Source organism: Streptosporangium sp. NPDC000509 (assembly GCF_042898365.1).
GTDB lineage: Bacteria > Actinomycetota > Actinomycetes > Streptosporangiales > Streptosporangiaceae > Streptosporangium.
On record NZ_JBIAYX010000018.1, the window covers coordinates 219084 to 243746 of the forward strand.

At 69.4% G+C, this 24663-nt stretch carries 20 protein-coding genes; 11 read left to right on the forward strand and 9 right to left on the reverse strand.

Annotation, left to right across the window (positions count from 1 at the left end; translation table 11 throughout):
* Nucleotides 1-250: 250 nt before the first annotated feature.
* Together frr and ACFY3D_RS30765 are read left to right on the forward strand one after the other, a co-directional pair.
* Complete coding sequence (frr, locus tag ACFY3D_RS30760) at nt 251-808, forward strand: ribosome recycling factor (RefSeq protein ID WP_350948678.1); 558 nt, start codon at nt 251-253, stop codon at nt 806-808.
* A gap of 56 nt (nt 809-864) precedes the next feature.
* A complete protein-coding gene (locus ACFY3D_RS30765; protein ID WP_389773001.1) occupies nt 865-1734 on the forward strand; it encodes a phosphatidate cytidylyltransferase in 870 nt (289 codons plus the stop codon).
* A 126-nt stretch (nt 1735-1860) separates the two neighbouring features.
* On the opposite strand, the gene ACFY3D_RS30770 is transcribed toward ACFY3D_RS30765, so the two are convergent.
* Nucleotides 1861-2952, reverse strand: a complete 1092-nt coding sequence (locus ACFY3D_RS30770) for a suppressor of fused domain protein (RefSeq protein WP_389985698.1) — start codon at nt 2950-2952, stop codon at nt 1861-1863.
* A 72-nt stretch (nt 2953-3024) separates the two neighbouring features.
* Between ACFY3D_RS30770 and rlmN the strand changes: the two genes are divergently transcribed.
* Nucleotides 3025-4149 (forward strand): 23S rRNA (adenine(2503)-C(2))-methyltransferase RlmN, encoded by a 1125-nt coding sequence (rlmN, locus tag ACFY3D_RS30775; protein WP_389985701.1) that lies wholly within the window; start codon nt 3025-3027, stop codon nt 4147-4149.
* 551 nt (nt 4150-4700) lie between these two features.
* On the opposite strand, the gene ACFY3D_RS30780 is transcribed toward rlmN, so the two are convergent.
* The 3 genes from ACFY3D_RS30780 to ACFY3D_RS30790 all read right to left on the reverse strand — a co-directional run bounded on the left by ACFY3D_RS30780 (nt 4701) and on the right by ACFY3D_RS30790 (nt 6896).
* Nucleotides 4701-5372, reverse strand: coding sequence for a hypothetical protein (locus tag ACFY3D_RS30780; protein ID WP_389985705.1), 672 nt, complete (start codon nt 5370-5372; stop codon nt 4701-4703).
* On the reverse strand, nt 5369-6202 hold the full coding sequence (locus ACFY3D_RS30785) for an ATP-binding cassette domain-containing protein (protein WP_389985708.1): 834 nt from the start codon (nt 6200-6202) through the stop codon (nt 5369-5371). Before ACFY3D_RS30785 ends, ACFY3D_RS30780 begins: the two co-directional genes overlap by 4 nt.
* A gap of 199 nt (nt 6203-6401) precedes the next feature.
* On the reverse strand, nt 6402-6896 hold the full coding sequence (locus tag ACFY3D_RS30790) for an Lrp/AsnC family transcriptional regulator (RefSeq protein WP_329091340.1): 495 nt from the start codon (nt 6894-6896) through the stop codon (nt 6402-6404).
* Nucleotides 6897-7089: 193 nt separating this feature from the next.
* On the opposite strand from ACFY3D_RS30790, the gene ACFY3D_RS30795 reads away from it, so the two are divergent.
* The 8 genes from ACFY3D_RS30795 (at nt 7090) to ACFY3D_RS30830 (ending at nt 16528) form a co-directional block, all read left to right on the forward strand.
* Nucleotides 7090-8547: a gamma-aminobutyraldehyde dehydrogenase gene (locus ACFY3D_RS30795; RefSeq protein ID WP_389985711.1), complete on the forward strand. Its 1458-nt coding sequence runs from the start codon at nt 7090-7092 to the stop codon at nt 8545-8547.
* A gap of 25 nt (nt 8548-8572) precedes the next feature.
* Nucleotides 8573-9721 carry an ABC transporter ATP-binding protein gene (locus tag ACFY3D_RS30800; RefSeq protein ID WP_389985714.1) on the forward strand — a complete coding sequence of 383 codons (1149 nt, stop codon included), beginning with the start codon at nt 8573-8575 and terminating at the stop codon, nt 9719-9721.
* 43 nt (nt 9722-9764) lie between these two features.
* The gene (locus ACFY3D_RS30805) at nt 9765-10973 is read left to right on the forward strand and encodes a PotD/PotF family extracellular solute-binding protein (RefSeq protein ID WP_389985717.1); all 1209 of its coding nucleotides are present in this window, start codon (nt 9765-9767) and stop codon (nt 10971-10973) included.
* 42 nt (nt 10974-11015) lie between these two features.
* Complete coding sequence (locus tag ACFY3D_RS30810) at nt 11016-11867, forward strand: ABC transporter permease (RefSeq protein WP_389985720.1); 852 nt, start codon at nt 11016-11018, stop codon at nt 11865-11867.
* Nucleotides 11864-12748, forward strand: a complete 885-nt coding sequence (locus tag ACFY3D_RS30815) for an ABC transporter permease (RefSeq protein ID WP_389985723.1) — start codon at nt 11864-11866, stop codon at nt 12746-12748. Before ACFY3D_RS30810 ends, ACFY3D_RS30815 begins: the two co-directional genes overlap by 4 nt.
* Nucleotides 12749-13016: 268 nt before the next feature.
* A complete protein-coding gene (locus tag ACFY3D_RS30820) occupies nt 13017-14411 on the forward strand; it encodes an NAD(P)/FAD-dependent oxidoreductase (protein ID WP_389985759.1) in 1395 nt (464 codons plus the stop codon).
* A 168-nt stretch (nt 14412-14579) separates the two neighbouring features.
* Entirely contained in the window at nt 14580-15467 is an 888-nt protein-coding gene (locus ACFY3D_RS30825; RefSeq protein WP_389985726.1) for an alpha/beta hydrolase, read from the forward strand.
* A gap of 5 nt (nt 15468-15472) precedes the next feature.
* Nucleotides 15473-16528 (forward strand): N-acetylglucosamine kinase, encoded by a 1056-nt coding sequence (locus tag ACFY3D_RS30830; RefSeq protein WP_389985729.1) that lies wholly within the window; start codon nt 15473-15475, stop codon nt 16526-16528.
* Nucleotides 16529-16764: 236 nt separating this feature from the next.
* Here ACFY3D_RS30830 and ACFY3D_RS30835 read toward each other — a convergent pair whose 3' ends face one another.
* From ACFY3D_RS30835 to ACFY3D_RS30855, 5 genes are all read right to left on the reverse strand, one after another.
* Nucleotides 16765-19029 carry a WD40 repeat domain-containing serine/threonine protein kinase gene (locus ACFY3D_RS30835; RefSeq protein ID WP_389985732.1) on the reverse strand — a complete coding sequence of 755 codons (2265 nt, stop codon included), beginning with the start codon at nt 19027-19029 and terminating at the stop codon, nt 16765-16767.
* A gap of 89 nt (nt 19030-19118) precedes the next feature.
* Nucleotides 19119-21005, reverse strand: coding sequence for a propionyl-CoA synthetase (locus tag ACFY3D_RS30840; RefSeq protein ID WP_389985735.1), 1887 nt, complete (start codon nt 21003-21005; stop codon nt 19119-19121).
* Nucleotides 21006-21327: 322 nt separating this feature from the next.
* Nucleotides 21328-21633 carry a hypothetical protein gene (locus ACFY3D_RS30845; protein WP_362925223.1) on the reverse strand — a complete coding sequence of 102 codons (306 nt, stop codon included), beginning with the start codon at nt 21631-21633 and terminating at the stop codon, nt 21328-21330.
* A gap of 409 nt (nt 21634-22042) precedes the next feature.
* Nucleotides 22043-23764 carry an HAD-IIB family hydrolase gene (locus tag ACFY3D_RS30850; RefSeq protein ID WP_389985738.1) on the reverse strand — a complete coding sequence of 574 codons (1722 nt, stop codon included), beginning with the start codon at nt 23762-23764 and terminating at the stop codon, nt 22043-22045.
* Between the two features lie 88 nt (nt 23765-23852).
* Entirely contained in the window at nt 23853-24413 is a 561-nt protein-coding gene (locus tag ACFY3D_RS30855; protein ID WP_389985741.1) for a hypothetical protein, read from the reverse strand.
* Nucleotides 24414-24663: the final 250 nt, after the last annotated feature.

Here is a 24663-nt window from a genome sequence, read left to right on the forward strand (position 1 = left end):
GTGAAGCGAGCGAGGAGTGGTGAGCGACCAGAGGACGGGAAACGAGCCCGACGTAGCTGGCTGAGTGGTACGCGAGGTAGGAGCGTCCCGTGAAGCGAGCGAGGAGGGCGCGTGACCGAGAAGACAGGGTGCGAACCTGACGTAGCGAGCCGAGCGGTACGCCATTGTGGTGGTCCGGTGGACCTCCGGCGTGATGGCCTCCCGCGAAGTGCGTGAGGATGGGGAGTGACCGAGAAGACAGGGAGCCGCTGTGATCGACGAAACCCTCCTCGAAGCCGAGGAAAAGATGGACAAGGCTGTGTCGGTGGCGAAGGACGACTTCGCGGGCATCCGCACGGGTCGGGTCACCCCGTCGATGTTCAACAAGATCAGCGCTGAGTACTACGGGACACCCACCCCCATTCAGCAACTCGCCTCGTTCCACGTGCCCGAGGCGCGCATGGTCATCATCCAGCCTTTCGACAAGAGCTCGATGGCCGCGATCGAGAAGGCGATCCGCAACTCGGACCTCGGTGTGAACCCCGGTAACGACGGGGCGGTGATCCGGGTGGCCTTCCCCGAGTTGTCGGAGGAGCGCCGCAAGGAGTACATCAAGGTCGCCAGGAACAAGGCGGAGCACTCCAAGGTCTCCATTCGCAACATCCGGCGCAGCGCCAAGGAGACCCTGGACAAGATGATCAAGGATGGCGAGGCCGGCGAGGACGAGGTGCGCCGGGCGGAGAAGGAGCTCGACGACCTCACCCAGAAGCATGTCGCCAAGATCGACGAGCTGCTCAAGCACAAGGAAGCCGAGCTGCTCGAGGTTTGAGCCATGATCCTTGTCCCGCGCGGGCCGTCCGTGCGGGACAAGGATTTTGTGTAGGTATGAAAGTAGGACCCCCTGTGGAACCCGTGGCGGGCAGTAGCCGTACCGGCCGTAATCTCCCCGTCGCGGTGGCGGTGGGGCTCGCCCTGGCGGCGATCATCATCGCCTCCCTCTACTTCGTGAAGGTGCTCTTCCTCGCCGTGGTGGTGGCCGCGGTGGGTATCGGAGTGACGGAGCTGGTCCGCTCGTTCGAGGCCAGAGGCATCAAGGTCCCCCTCGTCCCGGTGCTGGCAGGCATGGCCGCGATGCTGGCCGCGGCCTACTGGGGCGGGGATCTGACCGGCTCGGCCTGGGGCGGGACGGCCTGGCTGGTCGGCGTCTTCGCGATGACCGTGCTCGGGCTGATGATCTGGCGGATGTTCCTGGGCACGGAGAACTACGTCCGCGACACCGCCGCGACCATCCTGGTCGTCGTCTATCCCTCCCTGCTCGTCGGGTTCGTGGCGTTGTTGCTCGCCAACCCCGACCAGGGTCCCGACCGGGTGGTCGTCTTCATCGCCACCACCGCCGCGAGCGATATCGGCGGATATTTCGCTGGAATCACCCTGGGCAAGCACAAGATGGCCCCGGTGATCAGCCCGAAGAAGACCTGGGAGGGCTTCGCGGGGTCGGCGCTGGCCTGCATGGCGGTGGGCGGCTGGCTGGTGGCGTGGCTGCTGGAGGCCGACATCTGGAAGGGCGTCCTGATCGGCGCGGTCGTGGTGGTCTTCGCCACGCTCGGCGACCTGATCGAGTCGGTGATCAAGCGAGATCTCGGTGTCAAGGACATGGGCAGTGTGCTTCCCGGCCACGGCGGCATGATGGACCGCCTCGACTCCCTCGTCGCCACGCTGATCCCGGTCTGGGTGCTGCTCACCCTGCTGGTCTGAGCCCGCCCCGGTCGGGGCCCGCCCGCCCCGCCCCGGTCCGGACCTGCCCTGCTCCGAGGCCGCCCGTGGCATCCCGCCCGGGCGCGGTGCGGTCGTCACCCGTACGAGGTCAGGGAGGGCGTCCGATCATCCCGCCCCGGTGAGCCGGGTCGCGGACAGGCGCGGCAGCACCGCCCGGTAGCCCTCGGCGGAGACCAGGCTCAGCTCGCCCGGGGTGATCGGGACGAGCCAGAGCCACTGGACGGAGTCGCCGCCGAAGGAGAAACCCGACAGGTCAGGCAGTCCCGGCAGCCCGGTCAGCATCATCACACCGCCGTAGGCGGAGCCGAGCGGGAAGGTCTCAGGGCGGTGATACCACCTGGCGGTGTGTCCGTGCCCCAGCCAGGTGACCGAGTGCCACGGATACTGCCCCAGCCACAGGAACAGCCGGGCCGCGTCGCGGGCGTCACCGGGGGAGGCGACGGCGAGCTCCACCCGGGCGTACGCGTCCGGACGGTCGATGTACTGCTCGACGGTGGGCATCCGCTGGCAGCTCATCCCGACCGTGGACAGGATCGTGTGCTCCCTGCCGCGTTCCGGCGGGCGTTCCGTGATGCCCACCGCGGGCATCCGCTCGCCCCCCGCGTCCCAGAATCTGCCCGCGGTGCCGACCTTGCGGTCCAGATGGCCCATCACGAACTGCTGGAACGAGGCCCAGGCTCCGTCTCCGCCACGCCACTCCCAGTAGGCGCGCGCCTTGGCGATCCGAGGGGCCAGGCCGTCGTGGGCGTCCTCCAGTGACCAGGCGAACGGGGACTCGCCCAGGGCGTCACGGGAGTAGCCGGGCATTCCCCGGCTCATGTCCGCCCATCCAGGAATGACCGCGAGCAACTCGTCGTTCTCGTACAGGGCGACGCCGTCGCCCTCCTCGAACCACAGCGATCGCAGCGCGCCCAGGGGTCCTCTGCCGCCGGGGTGGCGGGTGTTCGCCCTGGGGGCGACCGGCGGCAGTTCGGCCTCCAGGCGGTCCTGGTCGATTCCGTCCGGGGCCGGGCCGTGGTTGGCCAGCCAGACGGCTCCGTGCACCGTCCCTCCCGGCCCGCACAGGTAAGCTACCGAGGAAGTCTCGTCACGTTCGACCACCAGGGTGCGGCTTCCGTAGGGATTGATGTCGGTAAGCACGACCTCGACGCCGTCTCCCCGCTCTCCCGCGGGGCCCGTGGGGCGGTTTGTCGCCATACCTCCGGACTCTAGATCACTGTCGGGCACCGCTTCGAGCAATCGCGTAACCGTTGAGAGAAGGCGTTGGACTTGTCGACCGTCAGCCCGTCCGGGACCCCCGCACCCGGCCAGCTCACCTTCGTGGCGCCGCGCCGGGCCAAGCCCGCCCGCCATCTGGCCGACCTGACCATGGCCGAGCGCCGCGCGGTCGTCGCCGAGCTGGGTGAGAAGCCGTTCCGCGCCGACCAGCTCTCCCGGCACTACTTCGAGAAGCTCAACGGCGATCCCGAGCTGATGACGGACCTTCCGGCCGCGGCGAGGGAGAAGTTCGCCACCGCGCTGTTCCCCAGGCTGCTCACCTCGGTCAAGGAGATGACCACCGACGCCGGCACCACCCGTAAGACGCTGTGGCGACTTTTCGACGGTGCGTTGGTCGAGTCGGTCCTCATGCGCTACAGCGACCGTACGACGATGTGCGTGTCGTCGCAGGCCGGATGCGGTATGAACTGCCCGTTCTGCGCCACGGGTCAGGCGGGCCTCACCCGCAACATGACCACCGCCGAGATCGTCGAGCAGGTCGTCGCCGGGGCTCGCGCGCTCGCGGCCGGTGACGTCCCGGGTGGTCCGGGACGGGTCAGCAACGTGGTCTTCATGGGTATGGGCGAGCCGCTGGCCAACTACAAGGCCGTGATCGGCGCCGTGCGCCGCATGGTCGAGCCCGCCCCCGACGGCCTGGGCATCTCCGCCAGGGGCGTCACCGTCTCCACGGTCGGCCTGGTCCCGGCGATCGGCAAGCTCGCGGCCGAGGGCCTGCCGGTGACGCTCGCGCTCTCGCTGCACGCCCCCGACGACGAGCTCCGCGACACCCTGGTGCCGATCAACACCCGCTGGAAGGTCGCCGAGGTCCTCGACGCGGCCTGGGACTACGCGGCCAGGACCAAGCGCCGGGTCTCCATCGAGTACGCGCTGATCAAGGACATCAACGACCAGGAGTGGCGCGCCGACCTGCTCGGCAAGCTGATCAAGAACAAGCTGGTGCACGTCAACCTGATCCCGCTCAACCCGACCCCGGGTTCCAAGTGGACCGCCTCCCGTCCGGAGGACGAGCGGGCCTTCGTCCGGCGCCTGGAGTATCACGGCGTGCCGGTGACGGTCCGCGACACCCGAGGCCGGGAGATCGACGGCGCCTGCGGCCAGCTCGCCGCCGCCGAGTAGCCCTCACCGTACGGTTGCGCCCCCCGAGGCACTCCCCGCCCGCGGGTAGCTGACCTCCCACCCGAGCCTCGGCTCTTTCGGCACCCCGGAAGGCGCCCGCCACAGCGGGCGCCTTCGTCGTTCCGCCGCCTTGCCGTGATCACGCCCTCATCGCCCGGCATCCCGTACGGCAGTGACCACCCCACCGGCGACCATTCTGTCGGTGAGGCAGCGACCAATCCGTCAGCAGATGAGCGACGATCCCGTCAGCAATCCAGCGACCAATCTGTCAGCAGATGAGCGACGAACCCGTCAGCAATCCAGCGGCGATCCTGTCACCAGGTCTCGGGCTGTGGCAGCTTGTCCCATGGTCAGCGGCTTACAGCCTCTCTCGGCGGGGGCGTTCCGCAACGTGCGGAAGGGTCCGTCGAGAAGCCCTTGGCCGAACCCGAGTCATTGTCGTGACGGGGGGCATGCCGGTGCGGTGAGAACACGCGAAACGGGGACCGTCCGGTCGCGAGATACGACATCGGTGTGGCCGGCTACCCACGACCTCGCAAGAGAACCTCGGTTCAGGGGTTCAGGCGGCGCAGGCGTGTGTACAGCAGGAGGCTCGCGGCGGTCCAGAAGAGGGTGGCGGTGGAGACGGGGAGCAGGACCTCCCCGAGCAGGCCGGCGTTGGCGGCGCGCATCCAGGGCATGATCGGCACCGCGAGGTGGCCCGCGGGGGTGAGGCTGATCAGCAGCAGGGCGAGATAGCCGCCGAGGAGGGCGAGCATCGAGACGGCCGGGGAGGCGAGGATCGGGCGGCTGGTGAGGGCGCCCAGGGCCGTTCCCGCGCTCACGCCGAGCCCGTGCAGCGCGACGCCGCTCGCCAGGTCGGCGGGGGTGGGCATGGCGGCGAAGCCGTGCAGCAGCGGTAGCCCGACCGCGATCGCCGCCATGCCGAGGTTGACGGTGAGCGCGGCGAGCAGCCCGGCTCCGATCTCGCGGCCGGGACGTCCGGCGGCCGTCATGGAGATCAGCCGCTGCGTCGGAGGTTCGGTGTCGAGCAGCCCTCGGGCGGCCCAGGCGAAGACGAGGATCAGCAAACCGGCCGAGTCCGCGTACGCGGGCAGCTCCTTGCCCGGCGGGGCGAGCGTCGAGTAGAAGACGAACAGCATGGCGAAGAGCCCGATCGTCGGCTGGAACAGCCGGTGTGACCGGGCGTAGGCGGAGAGCTTGAAGCGGACGAGATGGATCACGATGACCGCCTGGTGAGGTAGCCGTCGGCGCGGAGCTTCTGCTCCACCTCGTCGGCGTCGCCCGCGTCCACGATCACCTCGATCACCACCTGCGGGGACGAGCTTTCCGAGGGGGATCGAGGGGGCGGCGAGTGCTCCTTGGCGGTGTCCGGGGAGGGCCGGGTTTCCGGGGTGTCTCGCGGAGCGGCGGTGGGAGGTGCCGCGGAGTCGCGGGCGTCGACGGTGACGTCGCCGTTCGCGACGAGCCAGTGATCGGCGCCGGGGAAGTGCCGAAGTTGGTTCTGGTGGTCGCTGACCACGACCGTACCGCCGCGGGCGGCGATCTCTTCGATGATCACGGGGAGTTCGGTGCGGGTCTGCTCGTCGAGCCCGGCGAAGGGCTCGTCCAGGATCAGCAGGTCCGGCGGGGCGAGCAGCGACTGGATGAGCCCGATTTTCTGCGCGCTGCCCTTGGACAGGTCACCGAGCGGCTGGTCCAGCAGATGGGCCGCGTTCAGTCGCTCCGCCAGGTCCCCGGCCGTGGAGGCGGAGGAGGAGAGCCCTCGGATCCTGGACATGTGGGCGAGGTAGGCGGCGACGGTGAACGGCTGGTCCACCGGGAACACGTCGGGGGCGTAGCCGATGACCTCGGGCCGGTCGGCGATCGAACCTTGGGACGGGGGGACGAATCCCGCCATCAGCCGCAGCAGCGTCGATTTTCCGGCGCCGTTGCGGCCGGTGACCTCGATGACGGAACCGGGGCGGAGGGTGAGCTCGACGTCCCGCAGGATCCAGGGGCCGCGCCGCGAGTATCGAAAGGACACCGTGGAGAGCCGCATGAACCGCAACATTACCGGTGATCATGCCGGAGTTCGCCGTTGATCGCCGGCCGTGATGCGATCTGCCCCCTGGAAGCGGGCTCGACCTGATAAAAAAGCAAATAAGAGGATTTCCAGGAAGCCCGCTCGGTAGGTCACCCGGCTCACCACGCTCGATTTCTCGGCCTCTCCCGGTTCGCCGCCATACGGCGGGGGAGTGCTCGGGGGCCTGTCAGCGGGTACCCCAGGAGTAGGTTTGCTTGTGAAGCTTGAGATAGACGAAGGTCTCGGTGGCCCTGACGGTCGGGATGGCCCGGATCTTGCCGAGGATCTCCAGAAGATGCTGGTCGCTCTCGCAGACGACCTCGACCATGATGTCGAGCGACCCCGCGGTCAGCACCACGTAGTCGATCTCCCTGATGGCGGACAGCTCGTCGGCCACCGTCTCCAGGTCGCCCTCGCACTTGATGCCGATCATGGCCTGACGGGGGAAGCCGAGGGTGAGCGGGTCGGTCACCGCGACGATCTGCATGACTCCGGCGTCGAGCAGGCGCTGCACCCGCTGGCGTACGGCGGCCTCGGAGAGCCCCACGGCCTTGCCGATCGCGGCGTACGGCTTGCGCCCGTCCGTCTGCAGTTGCTCGATGATCTGCTTGGAGATCTCGTCGAGGACGACGGGGCCGGGCCTGGCGTCGTTTTCGCGGCGAACCTTGGGCGGCGTCGTCATGGGCGCTCCCTGGCGTCATGTTGCGGGGCTGTTGCCGGCATGTTGCGGCTCCGATGCGACATGCTGTCAGTTCCGGCGCCTCTGTCAAGCGATTTCGTAGCAATTTGGTATCTTAACAACGAAATCCCTTGTCGCGGGACTCTCGCTCTGTAAGAGTCGCGACAACTCAGCCCCGATCCATAGGAGGCCGACGGTGACCACCCCGGTTGAGACCAACGAACTCCCCCGCCTGCGGAACTACATCGACGGCGAGCTCGTGGAGGGCAGGAGCGGCCGGTTCTCCGACGTCATCGATCCGTGCACCGGCGAGATCTACCTTAAGGCCCCCGTCTCGGGCACCGAGGACATCGATGCGGCGTACGCCGCGGCCGCCGCCGCGTTCGAGTCATGGAGCCAGGCCACCCCGGGCGAGCGCGCCAACCTCCTCCTCAAGGTGGCCGACGCGATCGACGCGAGGGCCGATGAGCTGAACGAGGCCGAGTGCCTCAACACCGGCAAGCCGCGCGCCCGGATGGCCGAGGACGAGACCCCGGTCGCCTCCGACCACTTCCGCTTCTTCGCGGGGGCCGCGCGCACGCTGGAGGGCCCGACGTCCGGCGAGTTCCTCGCCGACCACACCTCCGTCATCAGGCACGAGCCGATCGGCGTGGTGGGCCAGGTCACCCCCTGGAACTATCCGATGATGATGGCGGTCTGGAAGATCGCCCCGGCGCTCGCCGCGGGCAACACCGTGGTGCTCAAGCCCTCCGACACCACCCCCGTCTCCACGGTCAAGCTGGCCGAGATCATCGGAGACGTCCTGCCCAAGGGCGTCTTCAACGTCGTCGTCGGCGACCGGGAGACCGGCGCGCTGGTCGTCGGTCACCCGACCGCCTCGATGGTCGCGATCACCGGCTCCGTCGGCGCGGGAATGGCCGTGGCCAGGAGCGCCGCCGAAGACCTCAAGCGGGTCCACCTGGAGCTGGGCGGCAAGGCGCCCGTCATCGTGTTCGACGACGTCAAGGACCTCAAGTCCGCCGCGGAGTCCATCGCCACCGCGGGCCTGTACAACGCGGGGCAGGACTGCACCGCGGCCTGCCGCGTGCTGGTCCACGAGGACGTCCACGACGAGTTCGTGGCCGCGCTCACCGAGGCGGCGGCGAGCACCGTGACCGGAGACCTCTCCGAGGAGAGCGCCCTGTACGGCCCGCTCAACAACGCCGACCAGCTGGCCCGCGTCACCGGCTTCATCGACCGGGCCCCCGGCCACGCCAAGGTCCTGACCGGCGGGAACCGGATCGGCGACCGCGGTTACTTCTTCGCCCCCACCGTCGTCGACGGCCTCAGGCAGGACGACGAGATGGTGCAGAACGAGGTGTTCGGGCCGGTCATCACCGTCCAGACCTTCACCGACGAGGCCGACGCGGTCGCCAAGGCCAACGGCGTCAAGTACGGCCTGTCCGGCTCGGTGTGGACCTCCGACCACGGCCGGGCGATGAGGGTGTCGAACCGCCTCGACTTCGGCGTGGTATGGGTCAACACCCACATCCCGTTCGTCTCGGAGATGCCGCACGGAGGCTTCAAGCACTCCGGTTACGGCAAGGACCTGTCCGTTTTCGGCCTGCACGACTACCTGCGCGTCAAGCACGTCATGCACTACATCGGCGAATAGCCGCGAACAGAGGGATAAGCCTGGCATGACCGAAATTCAGGCGGGCACGGAGACGGCAGACGCCGTCTCCCACTCGTCCCACGTGCCCGCGATCGAACTCGACGGGGTCGTCAAGGAGTACGTCTCCCACGGCGAGGTCGTCCAGGCGGTCAAGGGTGTCACCCTGTCGATCGCCGAGGGGGAGTTCTTCTCCCTCCTCGGCCCCTCGGGTTGTGGCAAGACCACCACCATGCGGATGATCGCCGGGTTCGAGGATCCCTCGGGGGGCACCGTACGGCTGCACGGTCAGGACGTCACCGACGTCCCTCCCAACCGGCGCGACGTCAACATGGTCTTCCAGTCCTACGCCCTCTTCCCGCACATGAACGTCTGGGAGAACGTCGCGTTCGGCCTCAGGCGCAAGAAGGTCGCCGAGGCCGAGATCAAGCGCCGGGTCGGCGAGATCCTGGAGATCGTCGACCTCACCGGGCGCGAGAAACGCCGCCCCAGGGAGATGTCCGGAGGCCAGCAGCAGCGGGTCGCCCTCGCCCGCGCCCTGGTGAACAACCCCCGCGCCCTCCTGCTGGACGAGCCCCTCGGCGCCCTCGACCTCAAGCTCCGCCAGGCCATGCAGATCGAGCTCAAGCGCATCCAGCGCGAGGTCGGCATCACCTTCGTGTACGTCACTCACGACCAGAGCGAGGCGCTCACGATGAGTGACCGCATCGCCGTCATGAACGACGGCACGGTCGAACAACTCGGCAGCCCCAGAGAGATCTACGAGCGGCCCGCAACCGCCTTCGTGGCAGGGTTCATCGGCACGTCCAACCTGCTCAGCGGCACTGTCGACCGGTTCCGGTCAGGCTTCGCGGTGCTTAAGCTGGGTGAGGACGACCACGTCCTCACCGAGGGCGGATCGTTCGGAGCCGGGGAGCCGATCGCGATCACGGTACGCCCGGAGAAGATCAGGATAACCACGGAGGAGCAACCCGTCGGAGACCTCAGCGTCGTGCGCGGCACCGTCTCGGAGGTGGTGTACCTGGGGCTCTACACCAGTTACACGGTCTGCCTGGCACACGGCGAAGAGGTGACCGTCTTCCAGCAGAACGCACTGGACAGCGCGAGTACGGCGGAGCGTGGAGACACCGTCTGGCTGTCGTGGCTGCCGCACCACTCGTACGCGATCGGAAGTTGAGTTCGATATGGACCCCCGCACGAACCCCGCCTTTCTGCGAGGCATGACGCAGAGCCGCTCCGTCACCCGCCGTGACGCCCTTCGCCTCGGCGGTATGTCGGCCGCCGGTCTCGCCCTCGCCGCCTGCGGTGTGCAGGGCAAGAAGGTGGAGGCCGTTCCCCAGAAGGACGCCCTCGCCGAATACTGGGGCTCCAAGCAGAAGAACGGCACGCTGCGCTTCGCCAACTGGCCGCTCTACATCGACAAGGACGGCAAGCGGTATCCCTCGCTGGAGCTGTTCACCGCCGACACCGGCATCAAGGTGGAGTACCAGGAGGCGATCCAGGACAACAGCACGTTCTTCGGCAAGATCCAGCCGCTGCTCGCCGCCAACAACGACATCGGCTACGACCTGATGGTCCTCACCAACGGCCTCCAGCTGAGCAAGGCCCTCGCGCTGGGCTATCTCGTCCCCCTCGATCACTCCAAGCTGCCGAACTTCGCGGCGAACGCGAGCTCCGCGGTGAAGAACCCCACCTGGGACCCGAACAACGCCCACACGATCCCGTGGACGGTCGGCGTAACCGGCATCGCCTACAACCCCAAGTACGTGGACGAGGTCAAGAGCATCCACGACCTCTGGAACCCCAAGTACAAGGGCAAGGTCGGCATGATGCTCGACACCCAGGAGGTCGCCAACTTCAGCATGTTCGCCCTGGGCATCGACCCCGACAAGTCGACCGAGGCCGACTGGAAGAAGGCGGGGGAGAAGCTCAAGGAGCAGCGCGACGCGGGTCTGGTGCGCAAGTACTACGAGAACGACTACGTCGACGCCCTCGCCAGGGGCGACATCTGGATCACCATGGCCTGGTCCGGCGACATCTTCCAGCAGGTCGCCGAGGGCAAGGACCTGAAGTTCGTGGTGCCCGAGGAGGGCGGCACGATCTGGACCGACAACATGTGCATCCCGAAGACCGCGCAGAACCCGGTCGACGCGCTCACCTACATGGACTACGTCTACCAGCCCAAGATCGCCACGATGCTGGTCGAGTACATCAACTTCATCACCCCGGTCTCCTCCGCGAAGGATCTCGTCCTCGCCGACGCGGCCAAGGCGACGGGGGAGGAGAAGAAGACGCTGGAGCAGATCGCCGAGAGCCCGCTGATCTTCCCCTCGGAGGAGGACATGGCCAAGCTGCGGTCGTACAAGACGCTCACCTCCGCGGATGAGAAGATCTTCGAGGACATCTTCCAACCCGTCACGCAGGGCTAGGCGGATGAGAGAGCGAATCGGACCGGAAGGGGTCGTCGGCCGGTGAAGCGCCTCACCCCCTACCTGCTCATCCTGCCCGGCGGCCTCTGGCTCGCGATCTTCCTGGTGGTACCGATGGTCTTCATGGCCTCGGTGTCCACCCAGGAGGGCAACGTGGTCGACGGGTTCGTCCAGACGTTCAACTTCCCGGTGTACGGCGAGGCGCTGGCGCAGTACCAGACGCAGTTCCTGCGCTCGGCCGGGTACGGCCTGACCGCGACCGTCGTCTCCATCGCGCTCGCCTACCCGATGGCGTACTGGATCGCCTTCAGGGGCGGCAGCCGCAAGTCCACCTACCTGCTGCTGGTGCTGCTGCCGTTCTTCGTCTCGTTCGTGCTGCGCACGGTGTCGTGGAGGTTCCTGCTCGCCGACGACGGCATGCTGCTCGGACCGCTGAAGGCGGCGGGGCTGCTGCCCGAGGACTTCCACGTGCTGCAGACGACGTACGCGGTGATCGGCGGACTGGTCTACAACTACCTGCCGTTCATGATCCTGCCGATCTACGTCGCGCTGGAGCGGGTGGACCCCAAGGTGGTCGAGGCCGCCCAGGACCTGTACGCGGCCAAGCGTGAGGCGTTCACCAAGATCGTGCTGCCGCTCTCGCTGCCGGGAGTGTTCGCCGGGGTGCTGATGACGTTCGTCCCGATGACCGCCGACTACGTCAACGCGGGCATCCTCGGCGGCCCGGAGAACACGATGATCGGCAACATCATCCAGACCGAGTATCTGGTCAACAACGACTACCCGACCGCCGCCGCGCTGTCGTTCACGCTGATGGCGGCGATGCTGATCGGCATCTTCGCCTACGCCAAGGCGCTCGGCACCGAGAACGTCCTGGAGGCGGCGGCCCGATGAGCGGCACCATCGACGTCACGGAGAGCCCCGAAAACGCCGAGAACACCGAGAACACCGAGAACACGACGAGCGCGCCCGCCGGGCGGCGGACCCCGCGGAGCGGCAGGCGACTGGGCGACCGGCTGCTCCTCGGCTACGTCTGGCTGATCATCGCCTGGTTGTTCCTGCCGATCTTCGTCATGATCCTGTTCGGCTTCAACGACACCCAGAGCAAGTCGAACGTGACCTGGCAGGGGTTCACCCTCCGGTGGTGGGGCCGCCTGGACGAGTACCCCCAGCTGCTTGACGCGGTGCGCAACTCCATCTACATCGCGGTGCTCTCCACGGTGATCACGACGGCGCTCGGCACGCTCATGGGGCTCGCCCTGGGCCGCTACCGGTTCCGCGGGCAGGGCGCGACCAACCTCGTGATGTTCGCCGCGATCGCCTCGCCCGAGCTCGTGATGGGCGCCTCGCTGCTGTCGCTGTTCATCAGCGTCGGCGTGCAGACCGGCTTCGCGACCGTGGTCGTCGCGCACGTGCTGTTCTCGCTCTCCTTCGTGGCGATCACCGTGCGGGCCCGGGTGATCGGGCTCGACCGGTCGATCGAGGAGGCGGCGCGCGACCTCGGCGCGTCCACGTGGATCACGTTTTGGCGGATCACCTTCCCGATGATCCTGCCCGGCGTCCTCTCCGGCGCGCTGCTCGCCTTCGCCCTGTCCATCGACGACTTCGTGATCACCCAGTTCACCAGCGGAGCCACCCAGACGTTCCCGCTGTGGATCTGGGGGGCCACCCGTATCGGGGTGCCGCCTCAGGTCAACATCCTCGGAACGCTTATATTCGCGGTAGGCGTCGCCATCGCCGTGGTCAACACGGTCACCGCGCGCCGCCGCACCTAGCCGCCGTCGATCCCCGTGCCCTCACCGGGCCACGGGGATTCGGTGTACCCGGATCACCGGTGACGACGGCTCCGGCGGACAATGTCCCGCAGGAGAGCGAAATCCGGTAAAGACCAGGATCCGGCAGAGGCAGAATCCGGCAGAGTACAGATTCCCGGCACAGAACAGGGAGGCGAGATCGGACTCAGGCGGGGGGAACCCGCGCGTGATCTCCACGACCACGCGATACACACAAAGACAACCTGACTCACGTAGGGAAGTGAGATTTGTGGATCCGCTGAAGGCTCTTGCTGACGCGGAGCGCAAGCCGTACTGGCTCGACAGTCCGGCGAAACCCGAGCCGCAGGCGCGGCTCTTCGGCGAGACCGGCGCCGACCTGGCGGTGGTCGGCGGAGGCTTCTCGGGGCTCTGGACCGCCCTGATGGCGAAGGAACGCGACCCGTCGCTCGACGTCGTCCTCCTTGAGGGGCGCAGGATCGGCTGGGCGGCGTCCGGCCGCAACGGCGGCTTCGCGATGGCCACGCTGACCCACGGCATCGCCAACGGGCTGGAGCGCTGGCCCGAGGAGATCGACACGCTCGAACGCCTCGGCGTCGACAACCTCGACGAGATCGGCGAGGCGGTCGCCGCATACGGCATCGACTGCGGCTACGAGCGTACCGGCGAGCTGCACGTGGCCACCGAGCCGTGGCAGCTGGAGGAGATGAACCGCAACCTCGGCATCGCCCGCGACCTGGGCGTCCGCTTCGACGTCCTCGACGCCGAACAGGTCCGGGCGGAGGTGAACTCGCCCACGTACATCGGCGGCCACTGGGAGCGCGACGGCTGCGCCATGCTCGACCCCGCCCGGCTGGCCTGGGGGCTCCGGCAGGCCTGCCTCTCGCTGGGCGTGCGCATCTACGAGCGCACGCCGGTACGGACGATGAGGGACACCCCGACCAGTCTGGACCTGATCACCCCGCACGGCAGCGTGAGGGCGCGCAGGGTCGCGCTCGGCACCGGCGTGTTCCAGCCGCTGCTGCGGCGGCTGAAGCACTTCCTGGTGCCGGTCTACGACTACGCCCTGATGACCGAGCCGCTCTCGGCCGACCAGCTGGCCTCGGTGGGCTGGCACAACCGGCAGGGGGTCGGGGACGCGGCCAACCAGTTCCACTACTACCGGCTGACCGAGGACAACCGGATCCTCTGGGGCGGTTACGACGCGGTCTACTACAACGGCGGCATGATCAAGCCCGAGTACGACCAGCGCGACGAGACCTTCGTCAAGCTGGCCGAACACTTCTCCACCACGTTCCCCCAGTTGTCCGGGCTGCGCTTCACCCACAGGTGGGGCGGAGTCATCGACACCTGCAGCCGCTTCAGCGCCTTCTACGGCCAGTCGCACGGCGGGCGCCTCGCCTACGCCGCCGGATACACCGGCATGGGCGTCGGCGCGACCCGGTTCGGGGCGAACGTCATGCTCGACCTGCTCGCCGGAGAGCGGACCGAGCGGACCGAGCTCAGGATGGTCAAGGAGAAGCCCGTCCCGTTCCCGCCCGAGCCGGTCCGCTCGGCCGGGATCCAGATGACCCGCTGGTCGATCGCCCAGGCCGACCTGCACCAGGGCCGCCGCAACCTCTGGCTGCGCACCCTGGATCGGATGGGGCTCGGATTCGACTCCTGAGGCCCGGAAGATCCTGGTAAGTCCGTCCCCGTTCCCGCTTCCGGCTCAGGCCGGACGAGCGGGAACGGGCCGGCCCGGGATACGCGGGGGTGTGAAGACAGCGGAGGTGTGCGGGGGGTTGCGGGGGGCTCGTTGGCTTCCGCGGCGCGGACCGTACAGACTTGGAGCATGTCGGAAAAGGTGAAGTTCACCGCCGGAGGGATCACCCTCCTCGGCGACCTGCGGATCCCGGCGGGGCCGGGCCCGCACCCCGGCGTGGTCCTCACGGGCCCGTTCACCGGCACCCGCGATCAGGTCACCGGCCTGTACGCCGCCCGGCTCACCGACGCGGGATACGCGACGCTCGCCTTCGACCACCGCAACTGGGGGGAGTCGGGCGGACAGCCACGCAACCACGAGGACGCCCAGGGCAAGCTGGAGGACCTGCGGGCCGCGGTCTCGCTGCTGCGCTCGCGCCCGGAGGTGGACGGCGACAGGATCGGCGCGCTCGGGATCTGCCTCGGCGGGGGCTACGCGCTCAGGTTCGCCGCCTTCGACCCCCGGGTGAAGGCGTTCGCGGGCGTCGCGGGGGCCTACAACAACCCCTACGGCATGCGCGCCGGAATGTCCCCCTCGGGATACCAGGAGGCGCTGGCCTCGTTCACGGAGGTGCTGGAGCGCCAGGACGGAGGTGCTGAGGTGGAGTATCTCCCCGCGGTGGCCGAGGAGGGGGAGGCGGCGATGCCGGGCGACGAGCCGTTCGCCTACTACGGCACCTCCAGGGGGGCCTCGGAGCACTGGCGCAACGAGGTCACCCGGGCCTCCATCCGCGAGTTGATCACCGTGGACAACATGATGGGTGCCGACTTCCTCTCGCCCAAGCCCGGTCTGATCGTGCACGGCCTGGTCGACCGCTTCTGCTCACCCGAGGGCGCCGAGGAGGCGTACCGGCGGATGGACGACCCCAAGCGGATCGTCTGGCTGGACGCGAGGCTGCACATCGACCTCTACGACACCGAGCCGCACGTCACCCGGGCGGTCGAGGCCGTCACCGCGTTCTTCGGCGAGCATCTCTGAGCGCGATGTACGTCCTCGGGCTGGACGTCGGCGGGACCTCCTCGCGGGCGCTGCTGCTCGACGCCTCGGGACGGCGGGCCGGGTACGGCAGGGCGCCGGGCGGCAACCCCGCGGCTCACGGCAACGCCGTCGCGGTGGCCAACATCGGCCGGGCGCTGGGGCTCGCGCTGCGCGGGATCGACCCGGGCCTGGTGAGCGGGGCGGTCATCGGGCTGGCGGGTGGCGGGGCGTTGGACCGCCTGGTCTTCGACCCCATGTGGGCCGCCGCCGGTCTGCGCGTCCCGCCCCGGCTCACCGGCGACCTGGGCATCGCCTTCGCCGCGGGGACGGCGGAACCGCACGGCACCGCCCTCATCGCTGGTACCGGGGCGATCGCCGCCAGGATCGAGGACGGCGAGCCGGTGATGATCGCCGACGGGCTCGGCTGGCTGCTGGGCGACGCGGGCTCGGGGTTCTGGCTGGGCAGGAAGGCGGCGTCCGCCGCAGTCCACGCCCTCAGCAGGGGCGACGCGGGCGGCAGGCTCACCGGCCTGGTCATGGGCGCCCTGCTGGAGGGCGAGCCGCTTTTCTCGAACACGGTGGACTCGGGCACGCTCGCCTCGGGCACGGTGGAGGCGGGTGCGGCGGAGTCGGGGACGCTCGCCTCGGGCGCGCCCGTCTCGGGCACGGTGGAGGAGCTGAGGGCACTCGCGATCAGGCTGGTGGTCCGCGCGCAGTCGCGGCCCCCGCTGGAACTGGCCAGGCTCGCCCCGCTCGTCAGCCGGGCGGCGATCGAGGGCGACCCGGCCGCCCTCACGATCGTGTCCGGCGCGGCCCGGCTGCTCTGCGAGACGGTCGCCGAGGTCCGCCGGGCGGGCGAGACGAGCCCGATCGTGCTGGCCGGGAGCGTGCTGACCAGCGAGGGGCCGATCGCCTCCGCCGTACGGGAGAGGCTGGGGCCCTCGGCGGTCCTGGCGGGCGACGGCGCGGGGGCGGCGGCGTGGCTGGCCGGCCGGGAGGCGTTCGGCTGGGACCCCGCGACCGCCGTCCGGCTGCACGCCCGCGTCGTCTCCGGCGACTGACGGGAGGGGCGGCTGTTCGGGCAGACCGACCTCGTCACGCTGTTCACGCTCTGGCTGCGGCGCTTCGAGCGGAGACCCGTCGAGACTCTGTGGCAGTGGGCGTACCTGGCGTCGCAGGAGCTTTCCAGGAAATCCGGCAAGGCTCCAGGAACCCCGACAAGACGATAGGTGGTTTCACAAATTACCCCCGCTCCCGCCGCCGCGATGACGAGCACGCCCGCTCCGACGAGCCGCGGTCACGGAAAATCCGTGGCTCCGACCGGTGAGGACGTGTCCCACAGGATCACCGTCTTGTCGTCACTCGCGGTGGCGAGAGACTTGCCGTCGGGGCCGAAGGCGACCGACCACACCGACCCGGTGTGACCGGTGAGCGGATCGCCGGCCGGTCGCCAGGTCCGCGTGTTCCACAGCCGGACGACGGGGCCGGTGCCGACGGCGAGGATGTCGCCGTCCGGGCCGAACGCGAGAGCGTGGATCTCGCCAGGATGGGGGAGGGGGTCTCCGACCGGACGGCGGGTCGCGAGGTCCCACACGATCGCCGTCTTGTCGCTGCCGCCGCTGACGAGGGTCGTGCCGTCGGGGCTGAAGGCGACCGGCCACACCGGCCCCGTGTGACCGGTGAGGGGGTCTCCGATCTGCTGCCAGGTCGTCGTGTCCCACAGGATCACCGTCGCGTCGTCGCTCGCGGTGGCGAGGATCTTCCCGTCGGGACTGAAGACGGCCGACTGCACCCAGTCGCCGTGGGAGCTGAGGGGGTCGCGGATCTGCTGCCAGGTGGTCGTGTCCCACAGGATCACCGTCGCGTCGGCGCCGGCGGTGGCGAGGATCTTCCCGTCGGGACTGAAGGCGACCGACCGTACCCAGTTGGTGTGGCCGGTGAGGGGGTCGCCGACCTGCCGGTGGGTCGCCACATCCCACAGGATCACCGTGTGGTCGCCGGGTTCGGTCCCCTCGCCGTTGTTGCCGCCACTGGCCAGGAGCCTGCCGTCCGGGCTGAACGCGATCGAGTCCACCGCCCTGGTGTGGCCCTTCATCGGTTCGCCGATCGGCCGCCGGGTCCGCGCGTCCCACAGAATCACCGCGCCGTCACCGCCGCCGGTGGCCAGCGTCTCGCCGTCCGGGCTGAACGCCACCGTGTTCACCGTTTCCGTGTGCCCTCTGAGCTGTGCGAGAGCGGTCACCTTCCTGGGACCCGTCGCGGGCCAGAGCAGGTAGGCCACGACGGCGGCCGTGGCGAGGAGCGCCCCGGCCACGGCGACCACCGGGAGGAGCCGGCGCCGAGGGGGACGCGCCGCGCTCTCCGCAGCCGCGACTTCGGACGCGGAAGTGGCCTCGGGGGCGGCCTCGGATGCGGACGCGAGCGCGGGTGAGGTGGCCGGGGTGGTGGACGACAGGGTTGCGGGTGGCAGGGCCGAGGGGGACAGCGCGGGCGACACAGCGGGTGACACGGCGGGTGGCGCCGTGGGCGACACGGCGGTGAACCGCAGGGTGTCGGGCCGTGCCTCCAGGGCCTCCAGGGCCTCCAGGGCCTTTTGGTCCTCCTGGGTCTTTCGGGTCTCCTGGTGTGCCGCGGTGTACGGCTCGGTCGGCGAAGGAACCGATGCGCCGGGAGCGGGCCGGTCGGCGATCCGGGTGTCGCCCTCGTCCGGATCCGGCCCGGTGGAGGATTCCCCGGGGTCCGGCGTGGCGGCGATCTCGGCGAGGACGACGGCGGCCTGGGCTCCGGTGAGGCGGAGGGCGGGTTCCTTGCGCAGCAGTCCCTCCAGGAGGGGGGCGAGAGGACCGGCGTGTACGAGCGGGGCGGGCTGCCGGGTGGCGATCGAGACGTAGATCGATCCATGCGTCGTACCGGCGAACGGCCGGCGGCCCTCGACCGCGGCGTACAGGGTGGCGCCCAGCGACCACAGGTCCGACGCGGCGGTGGCGGGGTGGCCGTTGATCTGCTCGGGAGAGATGAAGGCGGGGGTGCCCAGGGTGACGCCGGCGCCGGTGAGGGTGACATCTCCCTCGACGGCGGCGATCCCGAAGTCGGTCAGCACGACCCGCTCACCTTCGAGCAGGACGTTCGCGGGCTTGATGTCGCGGTGGGTGATCCCGGCGGCGTGCGCGACCCGCAGTGCCGCGAGGATGTGCGCGCCGATCGCCGCCACCCGCCGGGGCGGCAGGCGCCCCTGGGTCCTCAGCAACTCGTCGAGGGAGGGCCCGTCGATGATCTCCGTCACGATCCAGGGGCGGCCGTCGGCCTCGACGACGTGGTCGTGGACGGTGATGATCGACGGATGTTTCAGCTGAGCCGCGGCGCGGGCCTCACGCCCCATCCGCCGGTAGAGGGTCTCACGTGCGGGAACGTCCAGGTAGTCGGGGAGGATGAGCTCCTTGATCGCTACCTGGCGCTCCAGGCTCTCGTCCCGCGCCCGCCACACCGTGCCCATCCCGCCGCGGCCCAGCACGTTCATCAGCCGATATCGCCCGGCGACCAGCATGCCCGCTTCATGCGCCACGCTGAAACCTTAACGATGACACGGTGCGACAAGCCGTAAAAGGGAACGGATTGTGACCGTGATGATGCCGAGCGTCGGCCCTCCGGGACCTACCCGTCCGCCGTGGTGCGGCGTCCGATGACGGGGCGCAGCGCGTCCAGCACCGTCGCGTCCTCGATGGTCGAGGGAACGGGCTCGTCGGAGCCCTCCGCGATCCCGCGCATGGTCTTGCGCAGGATCTTTCCCGACCGGGTCTTCGGCAGGGCCGGGACCACGTCCACCTGCCTGAAGGCGGCCACGGCGCCCACCTGCTCGCGAACGGCGAGGACCAGCTCGGCCCGCAGGGTCTCGGGGTCGATCTCCGTCCCGCTCTTCAGCACCACGAAGCCGCGAGGCACCTGCCCCTTAAGTTCGTCGGCGACCCCGATGACCGCGCACTCGGCCACCGCCGGATGCGCGGCCAGCACCGCCTCCATGGACCCGGTCGACAGCCGGTGCCCGGCCACGTTGATCACGTCGTCGGTACGGCCCATCACGAACAGGTAGCCGTCCTCGTCGAGGTGGCCGCCGTCGCCGGTCAGGTAGTAGCCGGGGAAGGCCGTGAGGTAGGACCGCACGTAGCGCTCGTCGTCCTGCCAGAGCGTGGGGAGCGTGCCCGGCGGGAGCGGGAGCCGGATGCAGATCGCGCCCTCCTCGCCGGGGGCGCACTCCTCGCCCGAGGCGCGCAGCACGCGCACGTCGTATCCGGGGACGGGCACGGTGGGGGAGCCCGGCTTGACCGGCATGGGCTCCAGCCCGCGCAGGTTGGCGGCGACGGGCCAGCCGGTCTCGGTCTGCCACCAGTGGTCGACGACCGGCACGCCAAGCCTGTCCGCCGCCCAGTGGTAGGTGTCGGGGTCCAGGCGCTCCCCGGCGAGGAACAACGTCCGCAGCGACGAGATGTCGTACCGGCCGAGCAGGGCCGCCTGCGGGTCGGCCCTCCTGATGGCGCGGAACGCGGTCGGCGCGGTGAACAGCGCGTTCACCCGGTGCTCGGCGATCACCCGCCAGAACGCGCCCGCGTCGGGGGTGCCGACCGGCTTGCCCTCGTACAGCACGGTCGTGGCGCCGCGCAGCAGCGGCCCGTACACGATGTAGGAGTGCCCGACGACCCAGCCGACGTCGGAGGCCGCCCAGAACACCTCGCCCGGCGCGATGTCGTAGACGTTGGCCATGCTCCACAGCAGCGCCGTCGCGTGCCCGCCGTTGTCGCGCACGACGCCCTTCGGCAGGCCGGTGGTGCCGCTGGTGTAGAGGATGTAGAGCGGGTCGGTCGCGCGCACCGGCACACATTCGGCCGGGTCGGCCTTCGCGCTCGCCCAGTCGACGTCCCGCCCCTCCACCAGCTCGGCGGGGGCCTGCTCGCGCTGGAGGATCACGCAGTGCGCGGGCCGGTGCCCGGCCAGGTCGAGCGCGGCGTCGAGCATCGGCTTGTACGGCACCACGCGCGAGGGTTCGATCCCGCAGGAGGCCGACACGACCACCTTAGGCCGCGCGTCGTCGATCCTGGCCGCCAGCTCTTTGGGCGCGAACCCGCCGAACACCACCGAGTGCACCGCCCCCAGCCGCGCGCACGCCAGCATCGCGATCACCGCCTCGGGCACCATCGGCAGGTAGACCACCACCCGGTCGCCCTGCTCCACCCCGAGCGAGCGCAGCACCCCGGCGAACCTCGCGACCTCCTCGCGCAGCTCGGCGTACGTGTAACGCCTGCCGGTGCCCGTCACCGGGCTGTCGTAGATCAGCGCGACCCGGTCACCGTGCCCGGCCTCGACGTGCCGGTCCAGCGCGTTGTGGCAGGTGTTGAGCTCCCCGTCGGGAAACCACCGGTAGAAGGGCGGCGCCCCGGCGTCCAGGACCTCGCGCGGCGGCCTGCTCCAGGTGACGGCCTCGGCGGCCTCGGCCCAGAAGTCCTCGGGATCGGCGATGCTGCGGGCGAAGGCGTCAGCGTACGACATTCAGCCATCATGCTCTTTCCCGGACTCCCAGGTCGAGGCCCCTCTCCGACCTTCACACGCGAAGAACGGTTACCGGCGGATCCGCGGACTTTTGATCCGGACGTACTGACGCCGTCCATCAAGGGTGACGGTCTCGGTGAAGTCACATGCAGGCATGGCCTCGGCTTGGGAGCGCAGGAAGTCGGCACAGGTGGTGGACGCCCGCTCGGGTGCCGGATCGATCCTTCTCACTTGGGGATCTCCCGGATCGTGGGCGCCACGACCGTGATGCCGAGCGTGGTGAGCCCTCCGTGCACCCTCCCGTGGCCGAGGCCGAGCTTGTTCAGTCGACGCACATCGCCTCGTGAGTGGACCGGAAGACCCACGTGCCGCCACCCGGGGACACATAGGTGGTAAGGGTGTAATAGACCCCAGGGGTGCAGTCGTGGCCGACCGCGAGGACGGCCGCCCGGGCCCGTTGTTCGGTCGCCGCCAACCCCTCCGCGTGGGTGTTGCCCGCCCCCACGACGGTGGCGCTGCGGGGAGTGTCGTAGCCGTCGGCGTGCGCGGCCACGGGCGTGCTCGCCAGGCCGACCGCCACCACCGCTGAGACGAGACCGAGCCGGCGGAGCCGAGTACCTTTTCGCATGATTCTCCTACAGGGCCGGATCATTGGATCGACCGAGGATAAATTTCAAACGGACCCAGGTAAAGACGGCATTGACCACTCGGTCGCCAGAATATGGCCTGTCGTGCGGTTTCTTCGTGATAGGGAATGTAATTTACATTCTTCGTGGTGGGGCATGTAATTTACAGCCGCACGAAGATTGAATCGCGCCGGAGTACATCAAAGTCTCCAGCGACCCCGGTGCGGTTCGCCCGAAGGAGCACTGCGGAGCCTGGAGAAGGCGGAAACCGTCAAGGAAAGGACGTCCTCCTTCGTGCAGCCCCGGCACCGCGGAGTTCGCAGTGCGTGTCAGTGGTGGTGGCCGTGGGATGTCCGTGACGGTGTCGGGCGGGGTCACGCCGTCCGGCACCGTCACGGACCGGCCGGAGGATCAGGAGGTGATCCCGCTCGGTTCCGCAGGGGCGGTGTAGCGGGCCTCGATGAGTTCGCGCACTCGTTTCCTGGCCTCGTCGACGGAGTCGCCGGGATCCTGCTCGACCTCGGCCACCTCGGCTGAGAGGTCCTCGTCCTTGACGCAGTCGGCGAGCCAGCGCGAGTAGTCCCCCTGGCGCAGGTGGTGGTTCCAGGTGTCCTCGTCGACGCCGTCGGCGATGCGGCAGAACGTGATCAGGTTGCCCGCTCGCAGGTTCAGCGCCCCCTCGGGGCCGCGGAAGTAGAAGCTGGCGTCCTCGCCGAGCTCGCCGGCCGCGTACTTGCGGCGGTGCCTCTGGCGTTCCTCCTCGGGCGGGGCGAGCCGCACCTTGACCGGCTCCTCGCCGAGTCTCCAGAACAGCAGTTCCCCGGTCGGCAGGTCGGGGAGGTCGCGGCCGGGAGCGTCGTTGCCGGTGGCGGCGGCGAACGCGCCCAGGACGCCCCCGGGCTCGTCCCCGACCGTGACGACGGTGTTGAGGGTCTGGACGACCGCCTCGCTCACCGCCTCGGGGTGCACGGTGACCAGCAGGAGCCCGCCCACCTCGCGCAACAGCTCAACCGAGCGCAGCTTGAACCCGTCGGGCATCAGGTGGTGGGCCTCGTCGACCACCAGCCAGTGCGGGTGCCCGGAGCCGGCCGGCAGTGCCAGCAGGCGGGGCAGGAAGTCCTGGAAGAAGCCGGGCCGGTCGTCGAGGGGGATGCCCAGCAGGTTGACCACGACGCTCTGGCCGGGGTCGCCCAGCACCTGGAGGATCTCCTCCTGGGTGGGCGCGCGCTGGACGTCGCCGAGCACGGCCGCGCCCTCGACCCCCTCGGTGTAGTCGCCCTCCGGGTCGACCAGGCAGAACTGGTAGCCGGCCTTGGCGATCCGTTCCAGCAGCGCGGCGGTGACGGTGGACTTGCCGCTGTGCGAGGGGCCGGCGACCATCACGCGCATGCCGTACGGCGAGAACCGCACCTCTCCGGCGTCGTCGGTGCCCAGCAGCAGGTGGTGGCGTGTCACGTCCACGTCGGCCAGGTCGTTCTCCAGGATCCGGTCGATCAGCTCGACGACCCCGGCTCCGTGCTCTCCCTCGGTCACCAGGTCACACCGTTCCTTGACCGCGGGCAGCGCGTTGGCCACCGCCACCGCGCACTCGCAGGCGGCGAGGAACGCGTGGTCGTTCTCGGCGTCGCCCACGCCGATCGTGCTGTGCGCCGACATCTCCAGCTCCGCCAGGGCGGCGGTCAGGCCGGTGGCCTTGTTGATCCCCGAGGGCAGGACCATCACCGCGCCCTTGTTGAAGATGACCTGCATCTCCAGGCCGAGTTCGCGGATGGCGTCGAGAACGGTCTCTGCGTGCGGTTCCGTGGTGGCCACGATCGCCGAGCCGACACTGAGCGGCTCCACGTCCAGCTCGCGCAGGCGTTCGACGAGGGTCTCCGGCGGTGCCTCCGCGAGGGTCGAGCTCTCCTGCTCCTCCGGGTTGTGGAGCACGGCTCCGTTCTCGGCGACGACCAGGTCGAACAGGTCGAGTCGCGGGAAGTCCCGGGTGAGGGAGTCGACCTGCCGGCCGGTCACCATGACCAGTCGCCGCCCCGAGCGTGCGAGGCGTTCGAGGGCGTCCAGGGTGTCGTCGTCGACGCGGCCCTCGGTGGCCAGCGTCTCGTCGTAGTCACAGGCCAGAACGTGATAGCGCATGCCGGGTCGACTACCCCGCGTCGGCGGGGGAAACGGGACGGGGGCCGGGACTTCTCGGGGAGCTCAGCGACCCTCGGGCCCCGCAGGGTCAGCCGGAAACGTTCCTGCGGCGTACGAGAACGAACATGACCCCGATGGCGGCCAGCGCGGCGGCGGAGATGACGCCGATCTGGAGGAACAGGTCGTCCGACGAGCTCTCCTGGGCACGCTCGGCCAGCTGGGCGCGCTGGGCCAGCTCCGTGCTGGACGCCGGCTGGATGTCCGGGGGAAGCACGATGTCCTGTACCTTCACGCTCGCCGACTTGCTGGCCTTGGCGGGCTTGGTGACGGTTACGGCGACCTTCCACTCACCCACAGGGAGCGGCTCGGCCGCGTTGTAGAGGTTCTGTCCCTCGGGCGCCGACTTCAGCGGGATCGGGCCGAAGGTACGGCCGTCGGGTGCCGTCGCGAGCAGGGTCGCCGCGACGATCTCGGTGACCGGGCGGCTGTCCTTCTTCCAGGTGACCAGCACGTTGACGTTGCGGCCGCCGTCTCCGACGACCTCCAGCTTGAGGGGTGACTTGGGTGCGGCGGAGGCGGCCGGGGCGCCGAGCAGCAGCCCGAGCCCGGCCAGCATGATGGCCGCGGCGTATCTGAGGGCCTTGTTCACGGGTCGTGATTCCCTTCCGGGGGTGGCGGCGGGGCACGGCGGGTGCCCGCCACCGAAGTGCGAATGTCTCATCGTGAACATCCGGGACGTACGCCAGGTTCGCACACGTCCCGGACACGCACAGCGGGCGGTGGCGTCCTGCCTCCGCCGTTGGTTCAGGACTGGTTGAACAGCGAGAGCGTGAGGGTGGAGTTGTACTCGCCGGCGGTGACGTCGACGGGGGTGCGCAGGGCGAGGTCGGCGTTGACCT